Annotated in this window: 19 protein-coding genes and 1 other RNA gene; 13 read left to right on the top strand and 7 right to left on the bottom strand. The window is 65.9% G+C overall.

Annotated features, from left to right (window positions below; translation table 11 throughout):
- Positions 1-102: 102 nt before the first annotated feature.
- Positions 103-888, top strand: a complete 786-nt coding sequence (gene hisN, locus KV110_RS32860) for a histidinol-phosphatase (RefSeq protein ID WP_218471047.1) — start codon at positions 103-105, stop codon at positions 886-888.
- Between the two features lie 15 nt (positions 889-903).
- On the opposite strand, the gene KV110_RS32855 is transcribed toward hisN, so the two are convergent.
- Genes KV110_RS32855 through KV110_RS32845 form a run of 3 tightly spaced genes read right to left on the bottom strand, consistent with a single transcriptional unit; the run spans position 904 to position 3,074 of the window.
- Positions 904-1,527 (bottom strand): histidine phosphatase family protein, encoded by a 624-nt coding sequence (locus KV110_RS32855; protein ID WP_218471046.1) that lies wholly within the window; start codon positions 1,525-1,527, stop codon positions 904-906.
- Complete coding sequence (locus KV110_RS32850; RefSeq protein ID WP_246634134.1) at positions 1,527-2,096, bottom strand: GNAT family N-acetyltransferase; 570 nt, start codon at positions 2,094-2,096, stop codon at positions 1,527-1,529. Before KV110_RS32850 ends, KV110_RS32855 begins: the two co-directional genes overlap by 1 nt.
- 9 nt (positions 2,097-2,105) lie before the next feature.
- Positions 2,106-3,074: an SMP-30/gluconolactonase/LRE family protein gene (locus KV110_RS32845; RefSeq protein ID WP_218471045.1), complete on the bottom strand. Its 969-nt coding sequence runs from the start codon at positions 3,072-3,074 to the stop codon at positions 2,106-2,108.
- 195 nt (positions 3,075-3,269) lie between these two features.
- On the opposite strand from KV110_RS32845, the gene recQ reads away from it, so the two are divergent.
- From recQ to KV110_RS32805, 8 genes are all read left to right on the top strand, one after another.
- Entirely contained in the window at positions 3,270-5,144 is a 1,875-nt protein-coding gene (recQ, locus tag KV110_RS32840; RefSeq protein WP_218471044.1) for a DNA helicase RecQ, read from the top strand.
- 232 nt (positions 5,145-5,376) lie between these two features.
- Positions 5,377-6,867 (top strand): alkaline phosphatase, encoded by a 1,491-nt coding sequence (gene phoA / locus KV110_RS32835; RefSeq protein WP_218471043.1) that lies wholly within the window; start codon positions 5,377-5,379, stop codon positions 6,865-6,867.
- A 90-nt stretch (positions 6,868-6,957) separates the two neighbouring features.
- Positions 6,958-8,034: a metallophosphoesterase gene (locus KV110_RS32830; RefSeq protein WP_218471042.1), complete on the top strand. Its 1,077-nt coding sequence runs from the start codon at positions 6,958-6,960 to the stop codon at positions 8,032-8,034.
- A gap of 67 nt (positions 8,035-8,101) precedes the next feature.
- Positions 8,102-8,329: a WLR motif membrane protein gene (locus tag KV110_RS32825; RefSeq protein WP_218471041.1), complete on the top strand. Its 228-nt coding sequence runs from the start codon at positions 8,102-8,104 to the stop codon at positions 8,327-8,329.
- Between the two features lie 65 nt (positions 8,330-8,394).
- Positions 8,395-8,868, top strand: a complete 474-nt coding sequence (gene smpB, locus KV110_RS32820; RefSeq protein ID WP_218471040.1) for an SsrA-binding protein SmpB — start codon at positions 8,395-8,397, stop codon at positions 8,866-8,868.
- Positions 8,865-9,728, top strand: coding sequence for a DMT family transporter (locus KV110_RS32815; protein WP_218471039.1), 864 nt, complete (start codon positions 8,865-8,867; stop codon positions 9,726-9,728). The genes smpB and KV110_RS32815 overlap by 4 nt, the downstream gene beginning before the upstream one ends.
- A 99-nt stretch (positions 9,729-9,827) precedes the next feature.
- Positions 9,828-10,199: a transfer-messenger RNA gene (ssrA, locus tag KV110_RS32810) on the top strand.
- A gap of 1,417 nt (positions 10,200-11,616) precedes the next feature.
- Positions 11,617-12,843, top strand: a complete 1,227-nt coding sequence (locus KV110_RS32805; RefSeq protein ID WP_218471038.1) for a restriction endonuclease — start codon at positions 11,617-11,619, stop codon at positions 12,841-12,843.
- Between the two features lie 124 nt (positions 12,844-12,967).
- Here the strand turns inward: KV110_RS32805 and KV110_RS32800 are convergent, their stop codons facing one another.
- Both KV110_RS32800 and KV110_RS32795 read right to left on the bottom strand, forming a co-directional pair.
- Positions 12,968-13,303 carry a hypothetical protein gene (locus tag KV110_RS32800; protein WP_218471037.1) on the bottom strand — a complete coding sequence of 112 codons (336 nt, stop codon included), beginning with the start codon at positions 13,301-13,303 and terminating at the stop codon, positions 12,968-12,970.
- 241 nt (positions 13,304-13,544) lie between these two features.
- The gene (locus KV110_RS32795; RefSeq protein ID WP_218471036.1) at positions 13,545-14,657 is read right to left on the bottom strand and encodes a helix-turn-helix transcriptional regulator; all 1,113 of its coding nucleotides are present in this window, start codon (positions 14,655-14,657) and stop codon (positions 13,545-13,547) included.
- A gap of 159 nt (positions 14,658-14,816) precedes the next feature.
- Here KV110_RS32795 and KV110_RS32790 point away from each other — a divergent pair, with 159 nt between their 5' ends.
- A complete protein-coding gene (locus KV110_RS32790) occupies positions 14,817-16,307 on the top strand; it encodes an FAD/NAD(P)-binding protein (protein WP_218471035.1) in 1,491 nt (496 codons plus the stop codon).
- 83 nt (positions 16,308-16,390) lie between these two features.
- On the opposite strand, the gene KV110_RS32785 is transcribed toward KV110_RS32790, so the two are convergent.
- Positions 16,391-17,533, bottom strand: a complete 1,143-nt coding sequence (locus tag KV110_RS32785) for a serine hydrolase domain-containing protein (protein ID WP_218471034.1) — start codon at positions 17,531-17,533, stop codon at positions 16,391-16,393.
- 198 nt (positions 17,534-17,731) lie between these two features.
- Here KV110_RS32785 and KV110_RS32780 point away from each other — a divergent pair, with 198 nt between their 5' ends.
- The gene (locus KV110_RS32780) at positions 17,732-18,478 is read left to right on the top strand and encodes a GbsR/MarR family transcriptional regulator (protein WP_218471033.1); all 747 of its coding nucleotides are present in this window, start codon (positions 17,732-17,734) and stop codon (positions 18,476-18,478) included.
- Between the two features lie 192 nt (positions 18,479-18,670).
- On the top strand, positions 18,671-19,330 hold the full coding sequence (locus KV110_RS32775; RefSeq protein ID WP_218471032.1) for an RraA family protein: 660 nt from the start codon (positions 18,671-18,673) through the stop codon (positions 19,328-19,330).
- On the opposite strand, the gene KV110_RS32770 is transcribed toward KV110_RS32775, so the two are convergent.
- A complete protein-coding gene (locus KV110_RS32770) occupies positions 19,310-20,761 on the bottom strand; it encodes a pyridoxal phosphate-dependent decarboxylase family protein (RefSeq protein WP_218471031.1) in 1,452 nt (483 codons plus the stop codon). The genes KV110_RS32775 and KV110_RS32770 overlap by 21 nt on opposite strands.
- Positions 20,762-21,072: 311 nt before the next feature.
- On the opposite strand from KV110_RS32770, the gene KV110_RS32765 reads away from it, so the two are divergent.
- Positions 21,073-21,654 carry a TerD family protein gene (locus KV110_RS32765; RefSeq protein WP_218471030.1) on the top strand — a complete coding sequence of 194 codons (582 nt, stop codon included), beginning with the start codon at positions 21,073-21,075 and terminating at the stop codon, positions 21,652-21,654.
- Positions 21,655-21,725 lie beyond the last annotated feature (71 nt).

The following is a 21,725-nucleotide window of genomic DNA, read 5'->3' as shown; positions in this document are numbered from 1 at the left end:
GTTCACAGGGGCTGTAAGGACTGTGGTCTGCACGGACAGTCTGTGACTGCCAACGCTTGTGCCGCGCGGATTGTGGGTAGGTGACCGGATAGGGTGCGGGGCGTGGCTGTGGACTCCTCGGATCTCGAACTTGCGCTGCGGTTGGCCGATGCGGCCGACGAAATCACTCGAGCCCGGTTCGGGGCGCTCGATTTGCAGGTCGACGCGAAGCCGGACCTGACGCCGGTGTCGGATGCCGACCTGGCGGTGGAGAAGGCGATTCGGCAGGTGCTTTCCGAGCATCGGCCGGACGATTCGGTGCTCGGGGAGGAGTTCGGCGGTGCCGCCGAGTTCACCGGACGGCAGTGGGTTGTCGATCCGATCGATGGCACGAAGAACTTCGTGCGCGGGGTGCCGATCTGGGCCACGCTGATCGCGTTGCTCGAAGACGGCGTGCCGGTGGTCGGCGTGGTGAGCGCGCCCGCGCTGTCCCGGCGCTGGTGGGCGGCGGCCGGATCGGGGGCGTGGGCGAGCTTCGATGCCGAAGCGCCGAAACCGATTTCAGTGTCCGCCGTCGGCGAGCTCAGCTCGGCGAGTCTGGCCTTCTCCAGTCTGTCCGGTTGGCGGGAACGCGGTCTGCGCGAGAACTTCCTCGCCCTCACCGACGACGTGTGGCGGGTGCGCGGTTATGGCGACTTCTTCACCTATTGCCTGCTTGCGGAGGGCGCGATCGATATCGCGACCGAACCCGAAGTCTCCCTGTGGGATCTGGCCGCCCTCGACATCCTCGTCCGCGAGGCAGGCGGGCGCTTCACCTCCCTGGATGGACAGCCGGGCCCGCACGGCGGTGACGCGGTGGCGACGAACGGTCTGCTGCACGACGAAACGTTGGCCCGGTTGCGGAACTGAGCTGCCCTGGCCTTCTCAGACGTGGAGCTCCGGCGGGAATCCGGTCCACCGCAGGTCCGGCGGTAGGTGGCCGGTGTCATTGAAGAACAGCACGGAATCGGGTCTGCCGGGCGCATAGCGGATCACCGTGAGCGCGGCGTTGGCGTGGTTGATGCCGAGCCAGCGCCACTTCGGTGCGTCCAGCGCGGCCCGCACCAGCCAGCCGATGAGGAAGGCGTGCGTGACCACCAGCTCGTGCCGGGGCGTATCGCCCGCGACCGGGCCGGTGAACTGTTCGATGGCTGCTCGCGCGAGCTCCGGGCCACGCGTGCGTCCCTCGGCGGGGAACTGGGCGAGGAAGCCGAGGATATCGTCCGCCGATTCCGCGGGCAGTTCATCCCGCCGGGGCAGGTAGGGGAGGTAATCACCCGCGGTCTCCGATTCATGCAGAGACACACCGTCGAATCGGTCGCCGATCAGCCGCGCCGTCTGCGCCACCCTGGGCAGCGGGCCGTGATGGATGACAGCGAGCGGGCTGGCTCGCAGCCGCTCACCGAGCAGCCAGGCCTGGCTGCGACCCCGGTGGCTCAGCGCGCTCTCGTCCTCGGTCGCCTCGCCGTGCCGGGCGAGATAGAGGTAGCGGGTGGCCGTTCCGGACATCAGGCCAGCATCTTCTCCATCAGAACGACGTGGGTCGTGCCGCGGAACTGGGGCGGCAGTGGCGCCTCCCGCAGCTCGGTGAAACCGTGTGCGGCGTAGTACTTCCGGAGCACCTGGTTGTCGGCGGCGGTGTCCAGCCGTTGCCGGGTGATGCCGTTGGCGATTGTGTAGTCGGCGCAGAACTGGATGATCCGTCCGCCGAGATCGCGGCCCCGATATTCCGGTGCGACCATCAGTCCGTGGATGTAGCCCGCATCGGTGTCGTCGTCCGCGCCCCAGAACTCCGGGTCCCGCCAGACGACACGCACCGCGGCGATCAGCGCACCGGCCTCGCGCCACACGAACCATTCGCCCCGCGCCGCTTCCTCGGCGACGGTCGCGGCGGGGTACTCGCCGGGCACCCACTGCCCGATGCCATTGTCGACCATCCATTGGGCAAGCCGATTACGCAGGTGGGCAATGTCTTCGGCGTCGTCTGGAGTGGCAACGATCATGGGGGCCGATTCCGGCATGCTGATTCCTTCCGCACTGGTCCGCTGGGTCACGCCGAGCGCTACGGCGTACGGCATCCCTTTGTTCTACCGGTTGGGGGTGGCTGGGGTGAGGTCGACGCCCGCCGGTGGGCGTAGTCGGCGCAGTGTTCCGTCCATGCCCGTGATGTACAACGCCCAGCCGTCGCCGTCGCGAGCGATGCGGACCGAGGTGGTCCCATCCGGTGGATTGCGCATCGGACCGGGTTTGATCAGGCCGGTGATGATGGCGCAGCTGGCCCCGGTCGTGGTGTTCACCTGGTTGATGGAGCCGAATGCGTGGTCGGCGACGTACAGGGTGTCCGCGCGGGTGGCCTCCATGTCGTCCGGCAGCGAGAGCAGGTTCGGGATTTCGGAGACGACGACCGGGTTCTCGGGGGCGTCCAGTGGGATGCGGAAGATCCGCAGGGTCATGTTGTCGGCATAGATGGACTGTCCGCCGGGCGCCAGCGCGAGGCCGTTGGACAACGGGAGGTTCGACCAGGTCCGCGTGTACTCGCCGGTGGACGGCCGGTAGCGGGCGATCCCGGTCGGCGGTCCGTTGGTACCGATGGTGGTGAACAGCAGATCTCCATCGGGCAGCAACAGCAGGCCCTTCGGGCCGTTCAATCCGGTGAGCAGGACCGTCACCGCGCCGGTCGCGATCTCGTAGCGCCGCAGCGTGCCGGGCGCTTCCAGCAATCCGTCCCCGGTGAGGAAGTAGACATATGGCCCGGCGACCCGCACGCCAGCCGGATGATCCAGGCCGGTCACCAGCTTTTCGAATCGACCTGCGCCGTCGACATGGGCAAGGAACCCGTCGATGATGCCGGTGACATAGAACCCGCCGTGGCCGTCGGAGTCGAGGTTCTCCAGATTGCCGACCCCCTCGACCAGCGTGGTCGCTTCCCAGCCGTCGGCGCACATCGAAGGAAGAGTCCCCGCACTCGCCATCGGTGCGGCAGCGACAATGCCCGCCGCCACCGCCACGGTGAGCAGGACCGCCCGAATTCGATCACTCCGCGTCCCTATTGCCATGTGCGCCAACCTAACAGGACGTCATCGGCGAGCCCGCTCGACGATATCGGCGGGCGCGCAAATAGCCGCAGGTCAAGGCTTCGGGCTCGGGAAACCGGGTTCGGTTTATCCACATGTGGAGTACTCGAGAGTCGAGCTCAGAATTCTGGCGACGTACCGGTAGCGCCACGGGCGCGCACTCGTAGGATGGGCCGGGTGACTCTCCCCGATGCATTCGCGGCCGTGCCGACCGACACCGATCCCGGTGCGGACGCCGGATCCGTTGCGGCGCAAGAGGTTCTACGCCGGGTCTTCGGCTACGACAGCTTCCGCGGTGACCAGCGGGAAATCGTGGAGCACGTGGTCGCCGGTGGCGACGCCTTGGTGCTCATGCCGACCGGCGGCGGCAAGTCACTGTGCTACCAGGTCCCCGCGCTGGTGCGCCCCGGCGTCGGGGTGGTGATCTCGCCGCTGATCGCGTTGATGCAGAACCAGGTGGACGCGCTCAGCGCGCTCGGTGTGCGTGCCGGATTCTTGAATTCGACCCAGTTTCCGGACGAGCGCCGCACCGTGGAGGCGCAGTTCGTGGCGGGGGAGTTGGACCTGCTGTACCTGGCGCCGGAGCGGCTGCGGTTGGCATCGACGGCGCAGCTGTTCGACCGCGGCAAGGTCGGTCTGTTCGCCATCGATGAGGCGCACTGTGTTTCGCAGTGGGGCCACGATTTCCGGCCCGACTATCTGGCGCTGTCCATGCTGCACGAGCGCTGGCCCGACGTGCCGCGCATCGCGCTCACCGCGACCGCGACCGCGAAGACCAGCGACGAGATCGTCCAGCGCCTCGACCTCGGGTCGGCCCGCCGGTTCGTGGCGAGCTTCGATCGACCCAATATCCAGTACCGCATCGAGCCGAAGAACAAGCCGGATCGCCAGCTGCTGGAGTTCATCCGGACCGAGCACGCCGGGGACGCGGGCATCGTCTACTGCCTGTCCCGCAATTCGGTGGAGAAGACCGCCGCGTTCCTCACCGAGAACGGTGTCAGCGCCGTGCCGTATCACGCGGGCCTGGACAACCGCACCCGTGCCGAGAACCAGACACGGTTTCTCCGCGAGGACGGTCTGGTGGTGGTCGCGACGATCGCCTTCGGCATGGGCATCGACAAGCCGGACGTCCGTTTCGTCGCCCACCTCGATCTGCCGAAATCCGTGGAGGGCTACTACCAGGAGACCGGCCGGGCAGGCCGCGACGGGCAACCCTCGACCGCGTGGATGGTCTACGGCCTCAACGACGTTGTGCAGCAACGCAAGATGATCGACGCCTCGGACGGCGACGCCGCGCATCGTCGCCAGTTGCAGCTGCACCTGGACGCCATGCTCGCGCTGTGCGAGACGGTGACCTGTCGTCGGGTCCAGTTGCTCAACTACTTCGATCAGCCCGGGCAGCCGTGCGGTAACTGCGATACCTGCCTCACCCCGCCGGAATCCTGGGACGGCACCGTCCCGGCACAGAAACTGCTGTCCACCGTGCTGCGGCTGAAACGCGAACGCGGGCAGAGCTTCGGCGCGGGTCACATCGTCGACATCCTGCTCGGCAAGAAGAACCCGAAGGTGTTGCAACACGATCACCACGAGCTGAAGGTCTTCGGGATCGGCACCGATCTGCGCGATATCGAATGGCGCGGCGTGGTCCGGCAATTGCTGGCAGGCGGGCTACTCGCGGTGCACGGCGACTATGGGGTGCTGACCCTCACCGACGCGAGCAACGAGGTGCTGTTCGAAGGGCGCCAGGTGCTGCTGCGCCGCGAGATCGAGCGTGCGCCCAAACCGGCGCGCACCGCCAAGGCGGGCAAATCCCCGGCGGCCGATCTGGCGCCCGCGGACGTTCCGGTGTTCGAGAAGCTGCGGGAATGGCGGGCGGCGACCTCGAAGGAGCAGGGCGTCCCCGCGTATGTCGTCTTCCACGACGCCACCCTGCGCGAGATCGTGGCCCGCAAGCCGACCAGCCTGGCCGATCTCGGCACGGTCAACGGCGTCGGCGAGAACAAGCTGGCCAAGTACGGCGAACAGGTGCTGGAGGTCTTGGCCGGAGAGTGACATTCTGCACGCTCCGGCCGATCGGCCGGACCGCTGGACTCATTCGCGGTACTGCATGAAAGCCGCTGTGCGGCAGCAGCTTTCGCATGCCCTGCGGCGAGATGACCCATGCGAACATGCTAATGGGAAACCGCTTGGTAACCGGGCGGTTGCCAGCTGTGCCCTTTTTGTTCAGACGACCTCGTAAAGCTCCGAACATCCCATGTATCTACGAACAACGGAGTTTTCGCCCATGCCCCCTGTCTCGCCGCGTTCCCTGCCCCGCCCTTTCCGTGCGGGCGCCGTCCTGGGCGCCGCCGTTCTCGTCGGGGCACTGGCCGCCTGCGGATCCGCCGACTCCACGAAGCAGGGCAACGGTGATCTCCTCACCCCCAACGCCAAAGGCACGGTCAGCGAGAACGGTGGTGCTCGACGGACCACCGGCGACCGGACCGACGCCCTGCGCGCCTCGCTCAACGGCAACCAGGCCAAGAACGTCATCCTGCTGATCGGTGACGGCATGGGCGACTCCGAAATCACGGTGGCCCGCAATGTCGCCGAGGGCGCGGGCGGCTACTTCAAGGGCATCGACGCACTGCCGCTCACCGGCTCCTACACCCACTACTCGCTGGACAAGGCGACCGGAAAGCCGGACTACGTCACCGATTCCGCGGCCAGCGGCAGCGCATGGGCGACCGGAACCAAGACCTACAACGGCGCGATCGGGGTGAACCTGGCCGGCGCCCCGCAGACCAACCTGCTGGAGATCGCGAAGGCGAACGGCAAGGCCACCGGCAACGTCACCACCGCCGAAATCCAGGACGCCACCCCGGCGGTGCTCGGCGCGCATGTCACCGACCGCAAGTGTTACGGCCCGGAGGAGACGGCGCTGAAGTGCCCGACCAATGCGCTGGAGAAGGGCGGGCTCGGCTCCATCAGCGAGCAACTGCTCGGCACCCGCGCCGATGTCACCCTCGGCGGCGGCGCGAAGAGCTTCGAGCAGAAGGCTGCCGCCGGCCAATGGCAGGGCCAGACCCTGCGCGACCAGGCCAAGGCGCGTGGCTACACCGTCGTCGCCGACAAGGCGGGCCTCGACGGCGTCACCAAGGCGGACCAGGACGCGCCGGTGCTCGGCCTGTTCTCGCCCGGCAACATGCCGGTCCGCTGGACCGGTGACCTCGCCGTGCCGCACGGCCTGAACCTGCCCGCGCAGACCTGCCGCCCCAACCCCGAGCGCGCCGCCACCCAGCCCGACCTGGCGACCATGACCCGCAAGGCGATCGACCTGCTGAAGCCGCGCAAGGACGGTTTCTTCCTACAGGTCGAGGGCGCCTCGATCGACAAGCAGGACCACAGCGCCAACCCGTGCGGCCAAGTCGGTGAGACGGTCGATCTCGATGAGGCGGTGCAGGCCGCGCTCGAATTCGCCAAGAGCGACGGCAACACCCTCGTGATAGTCACCGCCGACCACGCGCACAGCAGCCAGATCGTCCCCCTCGACACCAAGTCCGCGTCGCTGACCAGCAAGGTCGTCACCAAAGACGGTGCCGAGATGGGCGTCTCCTACGGCAACGCCGAAGTGGGCGGTTCGCAGGAGCACACCGGCACCCAGCTGCGCGTCGCCGCCTACGGCCCGCGCGCCGCGAACGTCGTCGGCCTCACCGATCAGACGGACCTCTTCTTCACCATGTCCGACGCACTCGGTCTGGACCGGAACAAGCAGCCGGTCGCTGCGGCGAAGTAGTTTCTATGGGCCCCGCCCGGCGTCGCCATCCCGTGCCCGATGGGCGAAGATGGTTGCCGGGCGGGGACACCGGATTGCGGAGGACATCACATGCGTGACAACAGCTTTGGCCGTCGGGGATTTCTGGCCGGAGCGGCGGGTATCGCGGCCGGTGCCTCGCTTGTCGGGCTGTCGCCCGCCCAGGCAGTGCCGGTCGCGGACGGTGTGACCAAGTTCGACTTCCCCACCGGGCGCCGCCTGCGGGTGCTGGTGACCGGCGACGCGGGCACCGGAACGCGAACCCAGTGGGCGGTCGCCGACGCCATGCGGGAGTTCCATCGCCGCGAGCCGGTGTCGCTGGCACTCGGTCTCGGCGACAACATCTATGAGAGCGGTCCGAACAGCGGCACTGATGCACAGTTCGCCGCGAAATTCGAAAACCCCAATGCCGGACTGGATTTCCCCTGGTTGATGGTGCTCGGCAACCACGACACCAGCTCCGTTCTGCCCGGTGACGGCGGCTGGCTGTTACGCGGCAACCACGAGGTCGAGTACCACGCCAACTCGCCACGCTGGTGGATGCCGAGCCGGTACTACTCGGTGCGCGTTCCGGAGCAGAACCCCGTGGTCGAGTTCTTCGTCCTCGACCTCAACCCGCTCGCCGCCTATATCCCGCCGGTCTTTTCGCCGTACTGGGCGGTCGACGGGCAGTTCATGAACGAGCAGCGTGCCTGGCTGGACCGCGCCATCGCCGAGTCGACGGCCACCTGGAAGATCGTCTGCACCCACCACCCGTACCTCAACAACGGCCCGCACGGCGACGCCGGGCGCTACGAGGGCCTGCCCATCGAACCGATCAACGGCGTCCATGTGAAGCGATTCATCGAAGACCACGTGATCGGCAAATGCCAGTTCATCCTCTCCGGACACGACCATTCCCTCCAGGTGCTGGAGCCGGCCATCGAATCCAAGGGCACCAGGCAGATCGTGTCCGGCGCGGCCGCCAAGACCGTCGGCGCCGAGCCCGAGATCGCGCCCCGCGCCGGACACAAGGCGCTGTTCGAGAGCTACCACCAGCTGGGCTTCATGGTGATGGACCTCACCGCGACCACCGTGGACCTGCGCGTGTGCACCGTCGATGTATCGACCGGCGCCACCGCCGAGGCGTTCACCCGACGTCTCGCCTGAATACCAACTGCATTGCGGCGCGTGGGAATTGCGACGTGTCGCCGCCGTGCGGGCTACCGTGCTGGCTATGGCTACCGGTGATGATCCGGACGAGGTGTCCGGCGGTTCCCAGGGCTCCGAAGCCCCCGACGCGCCGCCGAACGTCACCAGAGGGACCGATCCGTCCGTGGAGAGTGTCTGGCTGCGGCATCGCCCGCCGCCACATCACGGCCTGCCCCGGTTGTCCACCGTGTTGCTCACCGTCACCTTCATCGCGCTGCTCGTGCTCTGGGTCGTCCTGCGCCCCGGCGGCTAGTCCCGCGAGTGCCGCGCCACGACCTGGGAATAATCCGGTTGCCGCGTCACTTAAGGTTGATCGTTATGAAGGAACAGGGGCGCAAGGTCATCGCGACCAACCGCCGGGCGCGGCACAACTACACGATCCTGGACACCTACGAGGCCGGGATCGCGCTGGTCGGCACCGAGGTCAAGAGCCTGCGCGAGGGCAAGGCCTCGCTGGTGGACGCCTTCGCGACGGTCGACAACGGTGAGGTGTGGCTGCGTGGGCTGCACATCCCGGAGTTCAGCCACGGCACCTGGACCAACCATTCGCCGCGCCGGGTGCGGAAGTTGTTGCTGCACAAGCGCGAGATCGACCGACTGGTCGGCAAGTCCCGCGAGGGCAACCAGACGCTGGTGCCGCTGTCCATGTACTTCCTGGACGGCAAGGTGAAGGTCGAACTGGCCCTCGCCAAGGGCAAGCAGGACTACGACAAGCGTCAGGATCTGGCGAAGCGCACCGCTGAGCGCGAGGTCACCCGTGAGCTAGGGCGGCGGATCAAAGGCATGCGTTGACGGCCGTCGTCCTCGCGTTGGTAGCCGCCCTCGGCTACGGCGTCAGCGACTTCTTCGGCGGTGTCGCGGCCCGAAAGGTGACCGCGCTACGGGTCGTCATCTACTCCTATCCGTTCTCGGTCGCACTGGTGCTGCTGCTCCTGCCGTTCGTCGACGGGACGCCCGATGCCGCATCGATGGGCTGGGGCTTGGCGGCGGGCGTTGCCAGCGGTGTCGCCGTCTGGTGGTTCTATGCCGCGCTCGCCAGCGGCCCGATGGCGGTGGTGTCACCGCTGACCGCGGTGCTGGTGGCGGGCATCCCGGTGCTGATGGGTCTGGTGATCGGGGAGCGGCCCGGGCCGCTCGCCTTCACCGGTATCGCGTTCGCGTTGGTCGCCGTGCTGCTGGTCAGCCGGGAATCGCCGGACGAGGTCACCGAGGAGATCACCGGTGGGCGCGAGCTGCGCTTCACCAAGAAGGTCGCCCTACTGACCGTCGGCTCCGGCGTGGCATTCGGCTTCATGTTCGTCTTTCTGCACGAAACCACCGCTTCCGCCGGGCTGTGGCCGTTGCTCGCGCAGCGTGCCGCCGCGACAGGCGTGGTCTGGGTGATCGCACTCTCGGCTGGGCAGTTCGAACGGTTGCGCGGCGAACCGCTGCGACTGGCCTTCTACATCAGCGTGCTCGATGTGATCGGCAACGCGGCGCTGCTGTACGCGTTCCACGGATCCATGCTCTCGCTGGTCAGCGTGATCGGCTCGCTGTACCCCGCGGCCACCGTGCTGCTGGCGATGGTGCTGCTCGGCGAGCGGGTCGGCCGCCAGCAACAGGTCGGGATGGTGCTCGCGCTGGTCGCCGTCGGTTTGATCGCCGCAGCCTGAGTGCGGGCCGTCACACCCGCGGACACCCGCCGAATAATGGGAAGAACCGGGCGCTGGCCGGTGTTAATATGAACAGCCCGGCAAGGTGTCGGGACGTACGGGGCTGAACGGTTTCGACTGCGTACGTAGATTCAGGGGAAGCGTGTCGGTGCAGGCAAGAGACCACCGTAAGCGTCATTGCAACCAATTAAGCGCCGATTCCAATCAGCGCGAGTACGCCCTCGCTGCCTAAGTAGCAGGTCGTCTCTGTCAGTCCGGGTTCGTCCCTCGACCCGGGTACTGGCATCAGCTAGAGGGACTTACCGTCCGAGCCGGTCGCGGACTAGGGCGGAACATCAAACAGCGACTGGGATCGTCATCTGAGCTAGTTCGCGAGACTCAGAGATCCGAGTAGAGGCACAGCGAACTGCACACGGAGAAGCCCTGGAGACGCGGCGGAGGACCCGGGTTCGATTCCCGGCAGCTCCACTTCACTCGTGCGAGGCCCATGCTCACGGAGAGCGTGGGCCTTGCTCGTTTCGTCGTGTTTTGTGGGGGCGCAGCCCCCACTCCCCGCCCGGCGGGCTTCGCCCCCGGACCCCCTCCTCGGGTTCGACTACCCGGGAAGCCGCGCCCCCGGACCCCTCGCCGGTTCGCCAGTCCCGATGCCGCGCCCGATGTGGGCGGCAGCCCGGAACTGGTGGCGGTACGGCGTTCTTCCGAGCTGCTGTCATCGACGGGTGAATACGCCTGTGTCGCCGTCCCGCCCGAAACCACGATCAGCACCTCGACTCCCACTGCCAACTCCGCACCGGTAGCAGCCGTGCTCGCTTCGAAGTTCACTGATCACTCTGGATCTGACGCAGCCTGGCTTTGATCTCCCCCTGGGGCAAGGTGTCGTCAATCCTGAGATATAGGAGACGTTCCTCCTTGGCATCGAGCTCCTTGAGCCGAGCTTTCAGGTTTGCGTGCATCGTCCTGACGCTGGCTTGCTCGTCCGCGAGCGTTCCTCCAGCAGGGTACGGATGCCTGTCGTGAACGCAGCTGGAAGCCGCAGCGTGCTGTAGTGATCGACGATGGCTTGTTCCACTTGAGCGTCTGGAAGGTGCGGGAGGTCGCATAGGCGCTTCTGGCGACTGCGGCACAGGAAGTATGCAGTACTACGGGATTCCCGGCGGGTCTTCTTTTACTGGATGCGTTGATTTTGACCGAGCGTCCGGCAGTGGTTGGGCCACCGGCCACGACGCTGCCGCGCGATACAGACCACTGTGGGCAGCGGTTGTTAGGGGTGTGCCCTGCGGTCGTGAAATCGCGGCACGCAGCTCAGTCTCGAAGTCAAGATCGGTGGCGGTAGCATCCTCATGCGCTCGTTGTGCTTCAGCCTTCACCTCTGTCGATGCTTCGCTCGTCTCCCGCGCTTCGCTCACCAGCTGCTGGATTGGAGGGGTCGCGCCGAGCTTTCGGTTCACAACAGCCCACACACGGTCCACAGCGGCGTCGAGTGCTTTGCCGGTGAGTTCCCGCAGTTGCGTGATAGTCAGCTTGGCCGAGATTGTTTCGACGTGGGACAACGTCCCGCCGCCCATGAGCCTGGAGTCGCGATGCACTGCAGCGGAGGGGGGCGACTGGCTGTGCCATCCCGGAAGTAGGCATAGGCAACGTGACCTCTGCTAATCAGCAGAATTTGGCCGATCAGGGTGGTCGGTCGCTCAATCCGGCGGTAAGACAACAAGTCTGCGTCGGTTGGTTCGAGTGCGGTGCGGGGCTGTGGCTTCTATGCTGAGATGCCGCTGTGCCTCTAACAACCGGCAGCGTTTGGCACCACAGCGCTGACACCATATGCCCACTGCGGGAACGCCTAACCGGTGCGGCCGGTCAACTGTTCGACGCGCGAGACTAGGTTACGCGGATGCGCTACATCAGGACCTCACTTGAGGCTGAGGCGAATGCGGTACACCAGATGAAGGAGCTAGGGTTCAGCGATGCCGCTTTGACTCCAGACGGCGCAGACAACGGTATCGACGTGGTCTCCGCTGGGGCGATCGCCCAGGTCAAGTGGACTGGTGCCGCCGTTGGCCGTCCTGAGCTCCAGAAACTATTCGGTGCCAGGGGGAACGCTCGCCATCTTCAGTTGTTCTTCTTCGCAGCGTCGGGTTACAGTCTGCCTGCAATTCGTTTTGCCGATGAAGTCGGCATCCATTTGTTCACATTTGACCCGGACGGAACAATTCAGCCTCAAAATTCCCTTGCTCGAAGCTCTTTTTCTGAGCGAATAGCTTTGCAAGAGCAGCAGCAGCTTGACCGCAGACGTCACGAACTGGAACAGATAGAAGCTCAGCGGCGTAAAATCGAGCGGTTGGAGGCTTCGTCGCGAAACCGGCAGCAGGACCCGTCGGTACGTAACCAACCACAAAACCATCGAATCCGTCAGCATTCCAACTTGGCGTCAGTTAGTTCAGCTGGCCCGACGTCACACCGCCCTCGCTCGATGATTGTTCGGCTGCGACTCGGATTGAGTCTATGGATCGCCACATTGGTGGTGGCAATTTCTGGACTTGTCTTTTTCCTGCCTGTGGTCTTCGTAGGGCCATTTACGGGCTCGACTGGAACAGTCGGTTGGATCCTGCCTGAGATCTTCTGTATCGCTGCTACAGCGGGTTTCGTGGTAGTTCTCCGGTTGTCTGTACGTGGCATAAAGGTATCGAGGTGGAAATTGGAGGAGATGCAGGCTGGCCCGTCGCCAATGTTTCCTAGACGTGCTCCAACTCTCGGTAAATCCCGCGCTCATCGTCTCCTGATGCTCGTATCCAATATCCTCGTGGCTAACGAAGCAGTCTGGGTGGTTGCGAAGGCGCATCAGTCAAACCCTTCATTGAACGGATTTGCGGTCACGAATCTGCGTATCATTGCATTTGACGTGCGACGAATCACCGCCGACGGGCCGGTAGTGGAGATCGCTGGCGACGATATTGGTCGGATAGTTGTTGAAAAGCGGAGACGAATGTTTGAACTTTTCGGCATCATGCTATCTGGTGAGCGTAAATCGTTCGGAAAATTCGATAGACATGATATTGATTTCCTTTGCTATTACGCACGGCACATCAACAAGCTCTCTTCGCAGGCAGGGTCAGATTGATCCTCGCAGCGGGATTGTGCAACAGAGGAGTAGCTCAATCTCGGGCTCTCGGTTAGCCCTGCGTACGATCCCGACGCCCCACAGGGAATGATGCACTTGGGCTTACCATTTACGCCGAATTTGATCAGGCTGTGTACGTGGCTCTGCTGATCTTGGTGGTGTGTAATGTTGGGCGGCGCTGCCCGCCTCTCGGTCTGATCGTCACCGCGGCCCCTCGCAAGGCCTTCGCGACCGTCCGCTTGGCCATGTGATGCTCCACCTTCAGCTGCACAATGAAAGCGCCAGCCTCGTATTTGGCGATGATCTCCGCCAGCTCGTCCTGCCCCAGCGGCTTCTTCGACCCGCCTGATGTATGCACCTGTGATGGGACCGACCTGCGTGGTCCGCTCTTTTCGATCCGTATCTGCGCCTCAGCGAAGCGCTGCAAGCTGTCGGTCCGGTTCGAGTAAGTTCCCGCCATGTCCACTTCACTCGTGCAAGGCCCATGCTCATGGAGAGCATGGGCCTTGCTCGTTTCGTCGTGTTTTGTGGGGGCGCAGCCACCACACCCCGCCCGGCGGGCTTCGCCCCCGGACCTCCTGCGCGGGTTCGACTAACCGGAAGCCGCGCCCCCGGCCCCCTCGCTGGTTCGCCAGTCCCGATGCCGCGCCCCGGATCCCCTCGCCGGTCGGCCGATCCAGAAGCCGCGCCCCCCGGACCCCCTAGTCCCGCTCGACGCGGACGGTGGCGCGGGCGGTGATGGGTTGCTGGAATTCGGTGAACAGTTTTGCCACCAGTTCGCCCCGGCTGGTGACGCCGACCTTGTCGAAGATCGCCTTCACGTGGTCGCGCACGGTGTGGGGGGAGAGGTGGAGTTGTGCGGCGATATCCGCGGTTGGCAAGCCACGTGCGATGAGTTCGATGACATCGAGTTCCCGGCGGGTCAATTCGTAGGCGGCGACCACGAGGGCGGCGACCTCGGAGGGTTTGGCGGGTTCGATGACCAGTGCGGTCGAACTGCCGTGGCCGTCGGCGGCGCGCAGGCACGACGCGTGGCAGACCAGCCAGTGGCCGGTGGTGGCGCGGATACGGATGCGGGTGCTGCCGCCGGTGAGCCGGGCGCGGCCGGCCGTGCTGAGAATCCATACCGGCAGCGGTAGTTCGATGCCGAGCGGTGTGCTGGTGGACGGGCCGGGCGGCATCTGGTCGAGCAGGTGCCGGGCTTCGTCATTGAGCGACACCAGGTTTCCGTCTGCGTCGAACAGCAACATGCCGGGTGCCCTGGCAGTGTCCTCCGGAGTCGGCGTGGTCGAGGGCTGGACGAAGGACCGCAGCCGCTGGGCGAGTGGAGCGGACAGTGCTGTGACGAGAGCGATATCAGTTGCGTCGAATTCGGCGCGCCCGCGCTCACGGAAGAGACTGAGCTGACCCCAGGGTTGGCCGTCGACGCGGAAGACGGCGCGTAGTTCGTCCTCGAAACCTCGGGGGCGCATGAAATTCCGGTAGAGCGGGCTGCGGGCCGGGTGGCCCTCGGTCACCGCGCGTAGGCCCGCGACCGGAACTCGAGCGCGCGCCAAATCGCTGAAGAGATTGACGTGTTCAGCGAGCATTTCGGATTCCCAATAGGTTCCGCAGCCACCCTCGTGCAGGTTCTCCACTCGCACCGGGGCGGTGGTCAATCCATTGCCCGGATCGGTGGCCACCCACACCGCGGCGTCGAAGGGCGCGATGCGGCGCAGGCGAGTGGAGGCGTCCGCGAACAGCGTGTGCGGGTCCGGTGCGTCCGCGATGTCCTTCAGCAGTGCCTCGACCGCATTGCGGGTCGGAGTGGTCATGATGGCGATCCTGCTGGGCTCACCGGGCATCCGCCATCCCTCATATGAAGGGGAACCGGGCGCTCGCAGAGAAATTCCCCTCATTCGGGGGATAGGACGGGGAGCCGAAGCCGATGACGCTGGTCAACGTACCAGACGGTGCTCGGAAGGAGCTGTGCCATGCGTATCGGAATCGTTGGGGCCGGAGCGGCCGGAGTCGGACTGCTCGACGCACTCGCGGCGGCGGGCGGAAAGCCGGGAACCATTACGGTTTTCGATGGCTCGCCCGCTGTGTGGCGAGGTCGGCCGTATCAGCCGGATATCGAGGCGGTGCGGGTGAATGCGCCGCCGATGATCATGTCGATTCGCGCCGGGGACCCGACGCACTACCAGCGGTGGTTGGCGTCACGTACCGACGTAGCGGGGTATCGCGACGAAGCGCTGGGGCAGATACTGGTGCCGCGTGCGCGCTACGGCGAATATCTCGAGGACACGGCGCGAGCCGCCATCGGTGAATTACGTAGGGCCGGTTGGCGGGTGAGTATCGTCAACGCCCGCGTCACCGGGTTCTCGCGGTGCGAATACGCGGAGGATGGCGGCGCGCATTCGGTCGACGGCGCGGTGCTGCACACCGAGGACGGAGGCCAGGTGCCGGTGGATCGCGCGGTACTGGCGGTCGGGAACGGCCGCCCCCGCGACCATTATGGTCTGACCGGCGCACCCGGGTATGTCAACGAGCCCTACCCCCTGGCGCACACACTCGCCGACATCTCGCGGGAGGCGCATGTGGGGTTGATCGGTAGTGGGTTGACCGCAGTCGATATCGCTGCCGCATTGGCGGCAAACGGGCACACCGGCCCGATCAGTTTCGTATCCCGCAGTGGGACATTGCCATTCGTGCAGAAGCGCCCGGTCCGACTGGAGCCGCGACATCTCACACCCGATGCGATCCTCGCTGCGGCGACCGACGGGGGTCTCACCTTCAACCATCTCGTCACCCTGATGCGCGCCGAACTCGCCGACCTGGGCCAAGGTTTCGATACCTTCGCCGCCGAAATCCTGGCCACCGAATCCGAACCACCCGTCGACCGGCTACGACGGCAACTGGCGGAGGTCGATTCCCCGCATCATGGATCGCGACTACTCGCCATGGCCATTCGCGTGGTCGGACCGCTGGCCTGGCCGCTGCTGTCCGACTCCGATCGAACCCGATTGCGGGAGCGGCGCTTCCGCACCATCAACAGCCTCAGCTCGCCGATGGTGCCGCACAACGCGAAAATCATACTGAGCCTGCTGGATTCGGGACAACTACGGCTGCGGTCCGGGGTGACGAAGATCGAGGCGCGACCCAGCGGCGGCTTCACGATTGTCGACGAGACCGACTGGGCTGCCGATGTGGTCGTCAATGCCGTCAACCCGCCCGCGTACACGACGCCAACCGACGCCGGACCGCTGGTGAGCGCGCTGCTGGCAGCCGGTGCCGCCGAACTCCATTCGAGGGGTGGCCTGGCCGTCGACCGCGACACCCGAGCCCTGCTGGTGTGCGGTCGCTCGGACCCGACGTGGCATGTGTTGGGCAATTTGGCCGCCGATTCCATGTTCATCGCCACCAACCCGCCCGGCCTGGCCGCCGAGGCCAAGCGGTTGGCCCACATCCTGTCGGAGACGTAAGGCCTGTCGAACGGCTGCCGACGCACCGTTTTTCCTGCGAGAACCCAACGCGCAGCTGGGTTCTCGCCTGCCTCGGAGATCCTTTACGAGCCGATGGCGACGCCGAACTCCGCCTCGAGGAGCTCGAACATGAGGTTCCAGGACTTCCATTCCGTATTGGTGTGCACAGCGAGTGTGTGCCGGTCGGCCGGGTCGGTCACCGCGAAGAACCAGGAGCCCCAGAGGCTGCCGCCGACGCCGCGCAGCGTCCTGCCCTCGGTGACCGCCTTGTCCAACTCGAAAAGGCCGAGACCGTAACGGGCATGCGGCATCCAGTGACCACCTTCGGTGGAGACCGTGGTCCACATCTGCCGATGCTGGTCCGGCGGCAGCAGGCTGCCGGTAGCCAGTGCGTCGATGAACCGAATCATGTCGCCGGTGGTCGAGACGACGTTGCCTGCCGAAAACCCGCCTGAGGTCTTGAACTCGGTGACGTCGAGCGGTTCGAGGCCGGGATCTTCCATCATCGATTCCCAGTTCTCCGGGGTGACCGCGGCCGGGTCCGCGCCTTCCTTGAAGAACAGGGTCGAGTACGCCCTCGGGTGCGGTTCGGGGTATCCGGTGTGGTCGGTGGGGCGCACGTAGGTGCCGGTCAGGCCGAGCGGCTGGACGACTCGGTGATCGACTTCCGCGGCGTAGCTGTTGCCGGTGACTTTCTCGATGATTGCCCCGGCAACGAAGAAGCCGCCGTTGGAGTACGCGAAGCGCTCGCCCGGCGCACCGATCGGCGGCTGCGAAACCGCAAGCCGCAGTAGCTCTTCGGTGGTGAACTCGTCGAGGCGGTGCTCGTCGAAGGAGGACCGCGTCGCATAGCGGTAGCTCACTTCCGGTGCGAGGCCGGTGACGAAGAGGCCACTGGTGTTGCTGAGCAGGTGCCTGATGGTGATCGTGTTGCCGTCGTAGCCGTTGACATTCAGCACGCCGGGGAGCCACTTCTCGACGGTGTCGTCGATGCTCAGGACGCCCTGGGCTTCGAGGGCCAGCAGCGTGGCGGCCGTGAATGCCTTACCCGCGCTGCCGGTGTGCACGTGCTCCCCCGGCTTACGCGGGGCGCCGGTCGCGCGGTCGGCCACGCCTGCGGAGCCGAACCAGGTCTGTTCACCGCGCACTACCTCGGCGACGATGCCGGGCACGTGGTACGTGGCCACCGCGCCGTCGAGTATCTGCTGAATACCGGTGTGGGTCATGTCGATTCGTCCTTACTCTGGGAAATATTTCCGACATGACAAAAGTAACGTTGCATTCAGGAACGCTTCAATCAAACTTATGCACACTGTCATGCGAATTCGCTGCTGGGCGAGCATATTTCGTTGCACCGCAGATGCCACCTAATGCAACGGCTTCGTTGCATTAAGCTGTTGCCGAGTCCGACAGTTGAGGAACCTATGCCCGGCGCACGATTGACCGAACAGGATCGGCGACAGATCGCCGTAGGCCTGCGCGACGGCCTGACCTACGCCGCGATCGGCCGCAGGCTCGGGCGACCGACCTCGACCGTCACCCGTGAGGTGATGCGCAACGGCGGCCCGAACCGCTATCGCGCCGAGCAGGCCCACCAGGCGAGCACCCGGTACCCGCGTAAGCGCCGCGACGCTGCACCGACGCCGGGGGCCGGGAGCGCCGAGCCCGGTGGTCGCGATCCACGGGTCGTGGAGCAGGTTGCCGCGCAGACCACGGACCTACTCATCGAAGCAGGGCTGCCGCGCATGACGGCCCGGGTGCTGGCCGCACTCTTCACCACGGACAGCGGCAGTCTCACCTCGGCGGAACTCGTGCGGCGCCTGCGCGTCAGCCCGGCCTCGATCTCCAAGGCGGTGGGGTACCTGGAGGGGCAGGTGCTCCTGCGGCGCGAACGCGACCCGCGAGGCCGCGCGGACCGCTACGTCATCGACGATGAGCTCTGGTATCAGACCATCATGGCCGGCTCGCGCGTCGATATCCGAATCGCCGCCGCCTGCATGGACGGTGCACAGCGGCTCGGCGCCACCACGCCCGCCGGGACCCGGCTGGCGAACATGGCCCAGTTCCTCCTTCGCGTCAGCGAAGACCTGGTCCGCTCGATGGAGCACTGGCGCCACGTCTACGCCCTCGGCCCAGCTGCCGAGAGCAGCGACGACACAACCACCCCCTGAGCGCCCGGTTCGCATGGGGTGCCGGGCTCGGGGGCGGGGTGGGATTGCCAGCTGGCGAGGGGTGCTACGGCCGGTCGCCCCCGCAGCGGCGGCAGGTTGGGGCGGATGCATGCGCGCCGTCGGTTGCGGATCGGCATCGGTCGGGAAAGTACAGTCGAGGCGACTGATTCCGGACCTTGAAGGGCGGTGTTGATGCTGGCCGATCAACTTGTCGCTAAGTTTGGCAATGTCGACACGACGGCGCTCTGTGATGCCGATAAGGCGATGCGGGTGTTGGACAATGGGATTCGGCTGCGATCGGCCGTGGGCAGGATTGTGGGGCCCGCGTTCACTGTTCGGTGTCGCGACGACTTCTTCGCGGTGCTGCGGGCCATCGAGAGCGCTTCGCCCGGCGATGTGATCGTCGTCGACGGTGGTGGGAGCGAAATCGCTTTCGCTGGTGAGCTGTTCGCGCGTGGCGCGCTCGCCCGGCAGCTGGGCGGCATCATTGTCGACGGCGGGTATCGCGACATCGGGTATGTCCGGAGCTGCGAGCTGCCGATCTACAGTCGATTCGTTACGCCCATGGCGGGCACCACATCCCAGCTCGGCGAACTGCAGATACCGGTAACCTGCGGCGGTGTCGAGGTGGCTCCCGGTGACCTGATCCTGGCCGACGAGGAAGGCATCGTCGTCGTCGATCCCGATCGGATCGAGGCGTTGCTCGATGCCGCCGCGAGCATCAAGGAAGCCGAAGCGAGCCTCATCGCGAAGCTGGACGAGGGCGCGACATTGAGTGACGGGCTCAACGTCGCAGCGCACACGGCGGCCATGCGCTCCGGCGAACCCTCGTCACTGCGGTTCCTCACCTGAATAATTACAGAGCCCGGGGCCGATCTCTCGAATGACTTGGACAAGCAGATCGGCCTCGGGCTCCGTGATGCGCCAATTCACGAAGGTCGGGCGCAGGGCGGTCATGCCTCGATACGTGGTGGTCCCGACGTAGACCCGTCCGTCGGTAAGGATCGCCTCGCCGAGCCGCGCATTGAGGGCGTTCAACGCTGGTTCCGGAACGCCCGGCGGGCGGTAACGGAAGCAGGTGACGCACAACTGCACCGGTGCCAGTAGCTCGAAGTCGGGTGCTTCGTCGACGACCCGGCCGAGGTGGGCGGCCACGTCGAGGTGACGTTCAACCATCTCCCGGTAGCCCGCCCGGCCGTAAGCACGCAATGTTGCCCAAATGGGGAATGCCCGTGCCCGGCGCGATGATTCGGGCCCGTGCATGTTGTAGCTGATCTGCTCGTCATCGAGCGTCGGTAGGTAGGCGGCGCCCCAGCCGCCGAATGTCTTGCCCAGCAACGAGTTGTCTTTGACGAACGAAAACCCGCTCTCCTGTGGAACATTCAGCCATTTGTGCCCGTCGGCGGTGATCGAGTCCGCCCGCTCGACACCGCGGGCGAGGTGCGCCGTGCGCGGCGACAGTGCCGCGAACAGTCCGAACGCCCCGTCGACGTGCAGCCATGCGCGGTACCTCTCGGCCAGGTCGGCCAGGTCGCTGATGGGGTCGGAGTTGCCGGTATTCACCTCGCCGAGGTTGCCGACGAGCACCGCGGGCGCACCATCGAGCGCGACCAGCGCCCGCTCCAATGCCGCAAGATCGAGCTGCCCGGCATCGTCGCGGACGAAGGTGCGCACCGTATCTCGGCCGCAGCCGAGTATCTGCAATGCCTTGCGGGTGCTGGCGTGCACCAGTCCACTGGTCAGCACCGGCATCTGCGGCAATCCCGCCAAACCATCGGAGACCACGTCCACCCCGTGCCGGTCGGCCCACCAGTAGCGCGCCGCCGCCAGCCCGGTCAGATTCGCGAAAGTGGCGCTGGGCGTGAGTACCCCGCCGAACTCCGGCGGCAGGCCGAAGAGATCCTTGAGCCACCCGAGCACTACGGTTTCGACGCGCGATGCCAGCGGGGAGGTGACCCACAGCCCCGAGTTCTGGTCCAGCAGTGCGGTAATCCAGTCCCCGGCCATCGCCGCCGGTGTCGCCCCGCCCACCACGAGATGGAAGAACCGGGGCCCGGACGTGTGCACCGCCGCCCGCGTCCCGACCGCGAGCAGTTCCTCGACCGCGGCCAGCGTGCCGCCACCCTGCTCGGGCAGCGGACCGGCGAGGTCGTCGATGAGTGGATCGTAGTTGGCGTCGTGCACCAGCCGTTCCGGCAAACTGTCCAGATACGGTCCCGCCGCCTGGTGCACCAGTGCCAACGCGTGTGCCGCGACTTCTTGTTCTTTGAGCGGATCGGCCATGCCTCACACCGAACCCCGCACCGGCCGCCTTTGTAAATAGCCAGTCGGCCAAGGCGATTGGCAAGTTGCCAGGTCGAGCCCCGAAATCGGGCCCGCCGGGCGTCGAACAGGCCGAGACGGCACCTGCCGCTGAGCCGACTCTCCGCCAGGGAACAACGCCAGCCGCATCGACTCCTGTCCAAGGCCACCTCCAGCGCCTAACCCTGCATTGAGAGCTGTTAGCTATCAGAGTATTTCGCCGCCCTTGTCCATGGGTTCGGCGAGAATGTCTCTGGCGCTTGGAATTAAGAAACCACCGCTAACCTGAACCCATGATCACGCTCAAAAAAGAAGACGGCGCCGCGGATCTCGCAGGCGTCACCAAACTGAGTGTCGGGGTGAGCTGGGATCCTTCGGCGGGGGCCAGCGGCGGCGCACTCGGCTGGGCCCGCCGCAAGCGCGGCGTCGACCTGGACCTGATCGCCATCCTGATGCAAGGCGCCGAGCCGGTCCGTTTCGCCGGGCTCGACTCGCTGGACCCGCTGGGTAACGGCTCCGTCCTGCACAGCGGTGACGAACAGACCGGCGCCGCCACCGGCGACGACGAGACCGTCCACGTCACCTTCGCCGATGTGCCCGGCGGCATCGACGCGATCGTGTTCGTCGCCGCCGCCTTCAAGAAGGGCTCGTCCTTCGAAAAGGCGAACAACATCAGTTTCAAGGTCTACGACGCCAGCGGCGGCACCAGCCAGCAGGTCGCCGACATCTGGCCGTCGCTGCTCGGCGCGGACAACGCCAACGCCGTGGCCCGCGCCTTCCGCTCCGGTTCCGCCTGGCAGCTGGAAGTCCTGAACCGCAAGGGCAAGATCAAGCAGGGCGACAAGCAGGCACTGCTCCGCTTCGCCGTCGCGTAGTCGTCGTCGGGTCAGGTGATCGACTGCGCCGCTGACCCAGCGGCTACGCCGGTCATCTGACCTGCGCGGCG

The organism is Nocardia iowensis, assembly GCF_019222765.1.
In the GTDB taxonomy this organism is placed as follows: domain Bacteria; phylum Actinomycetota; class Actinomycetes; order Mycobacteriales; family Mycobacteriaceae; genus Nocardia; species Nocardia iowensis.
Note: the sequence above shows the minus strand (reverse complement) of the source record. Positions and strands in the feature narration are given on the sequence as shown.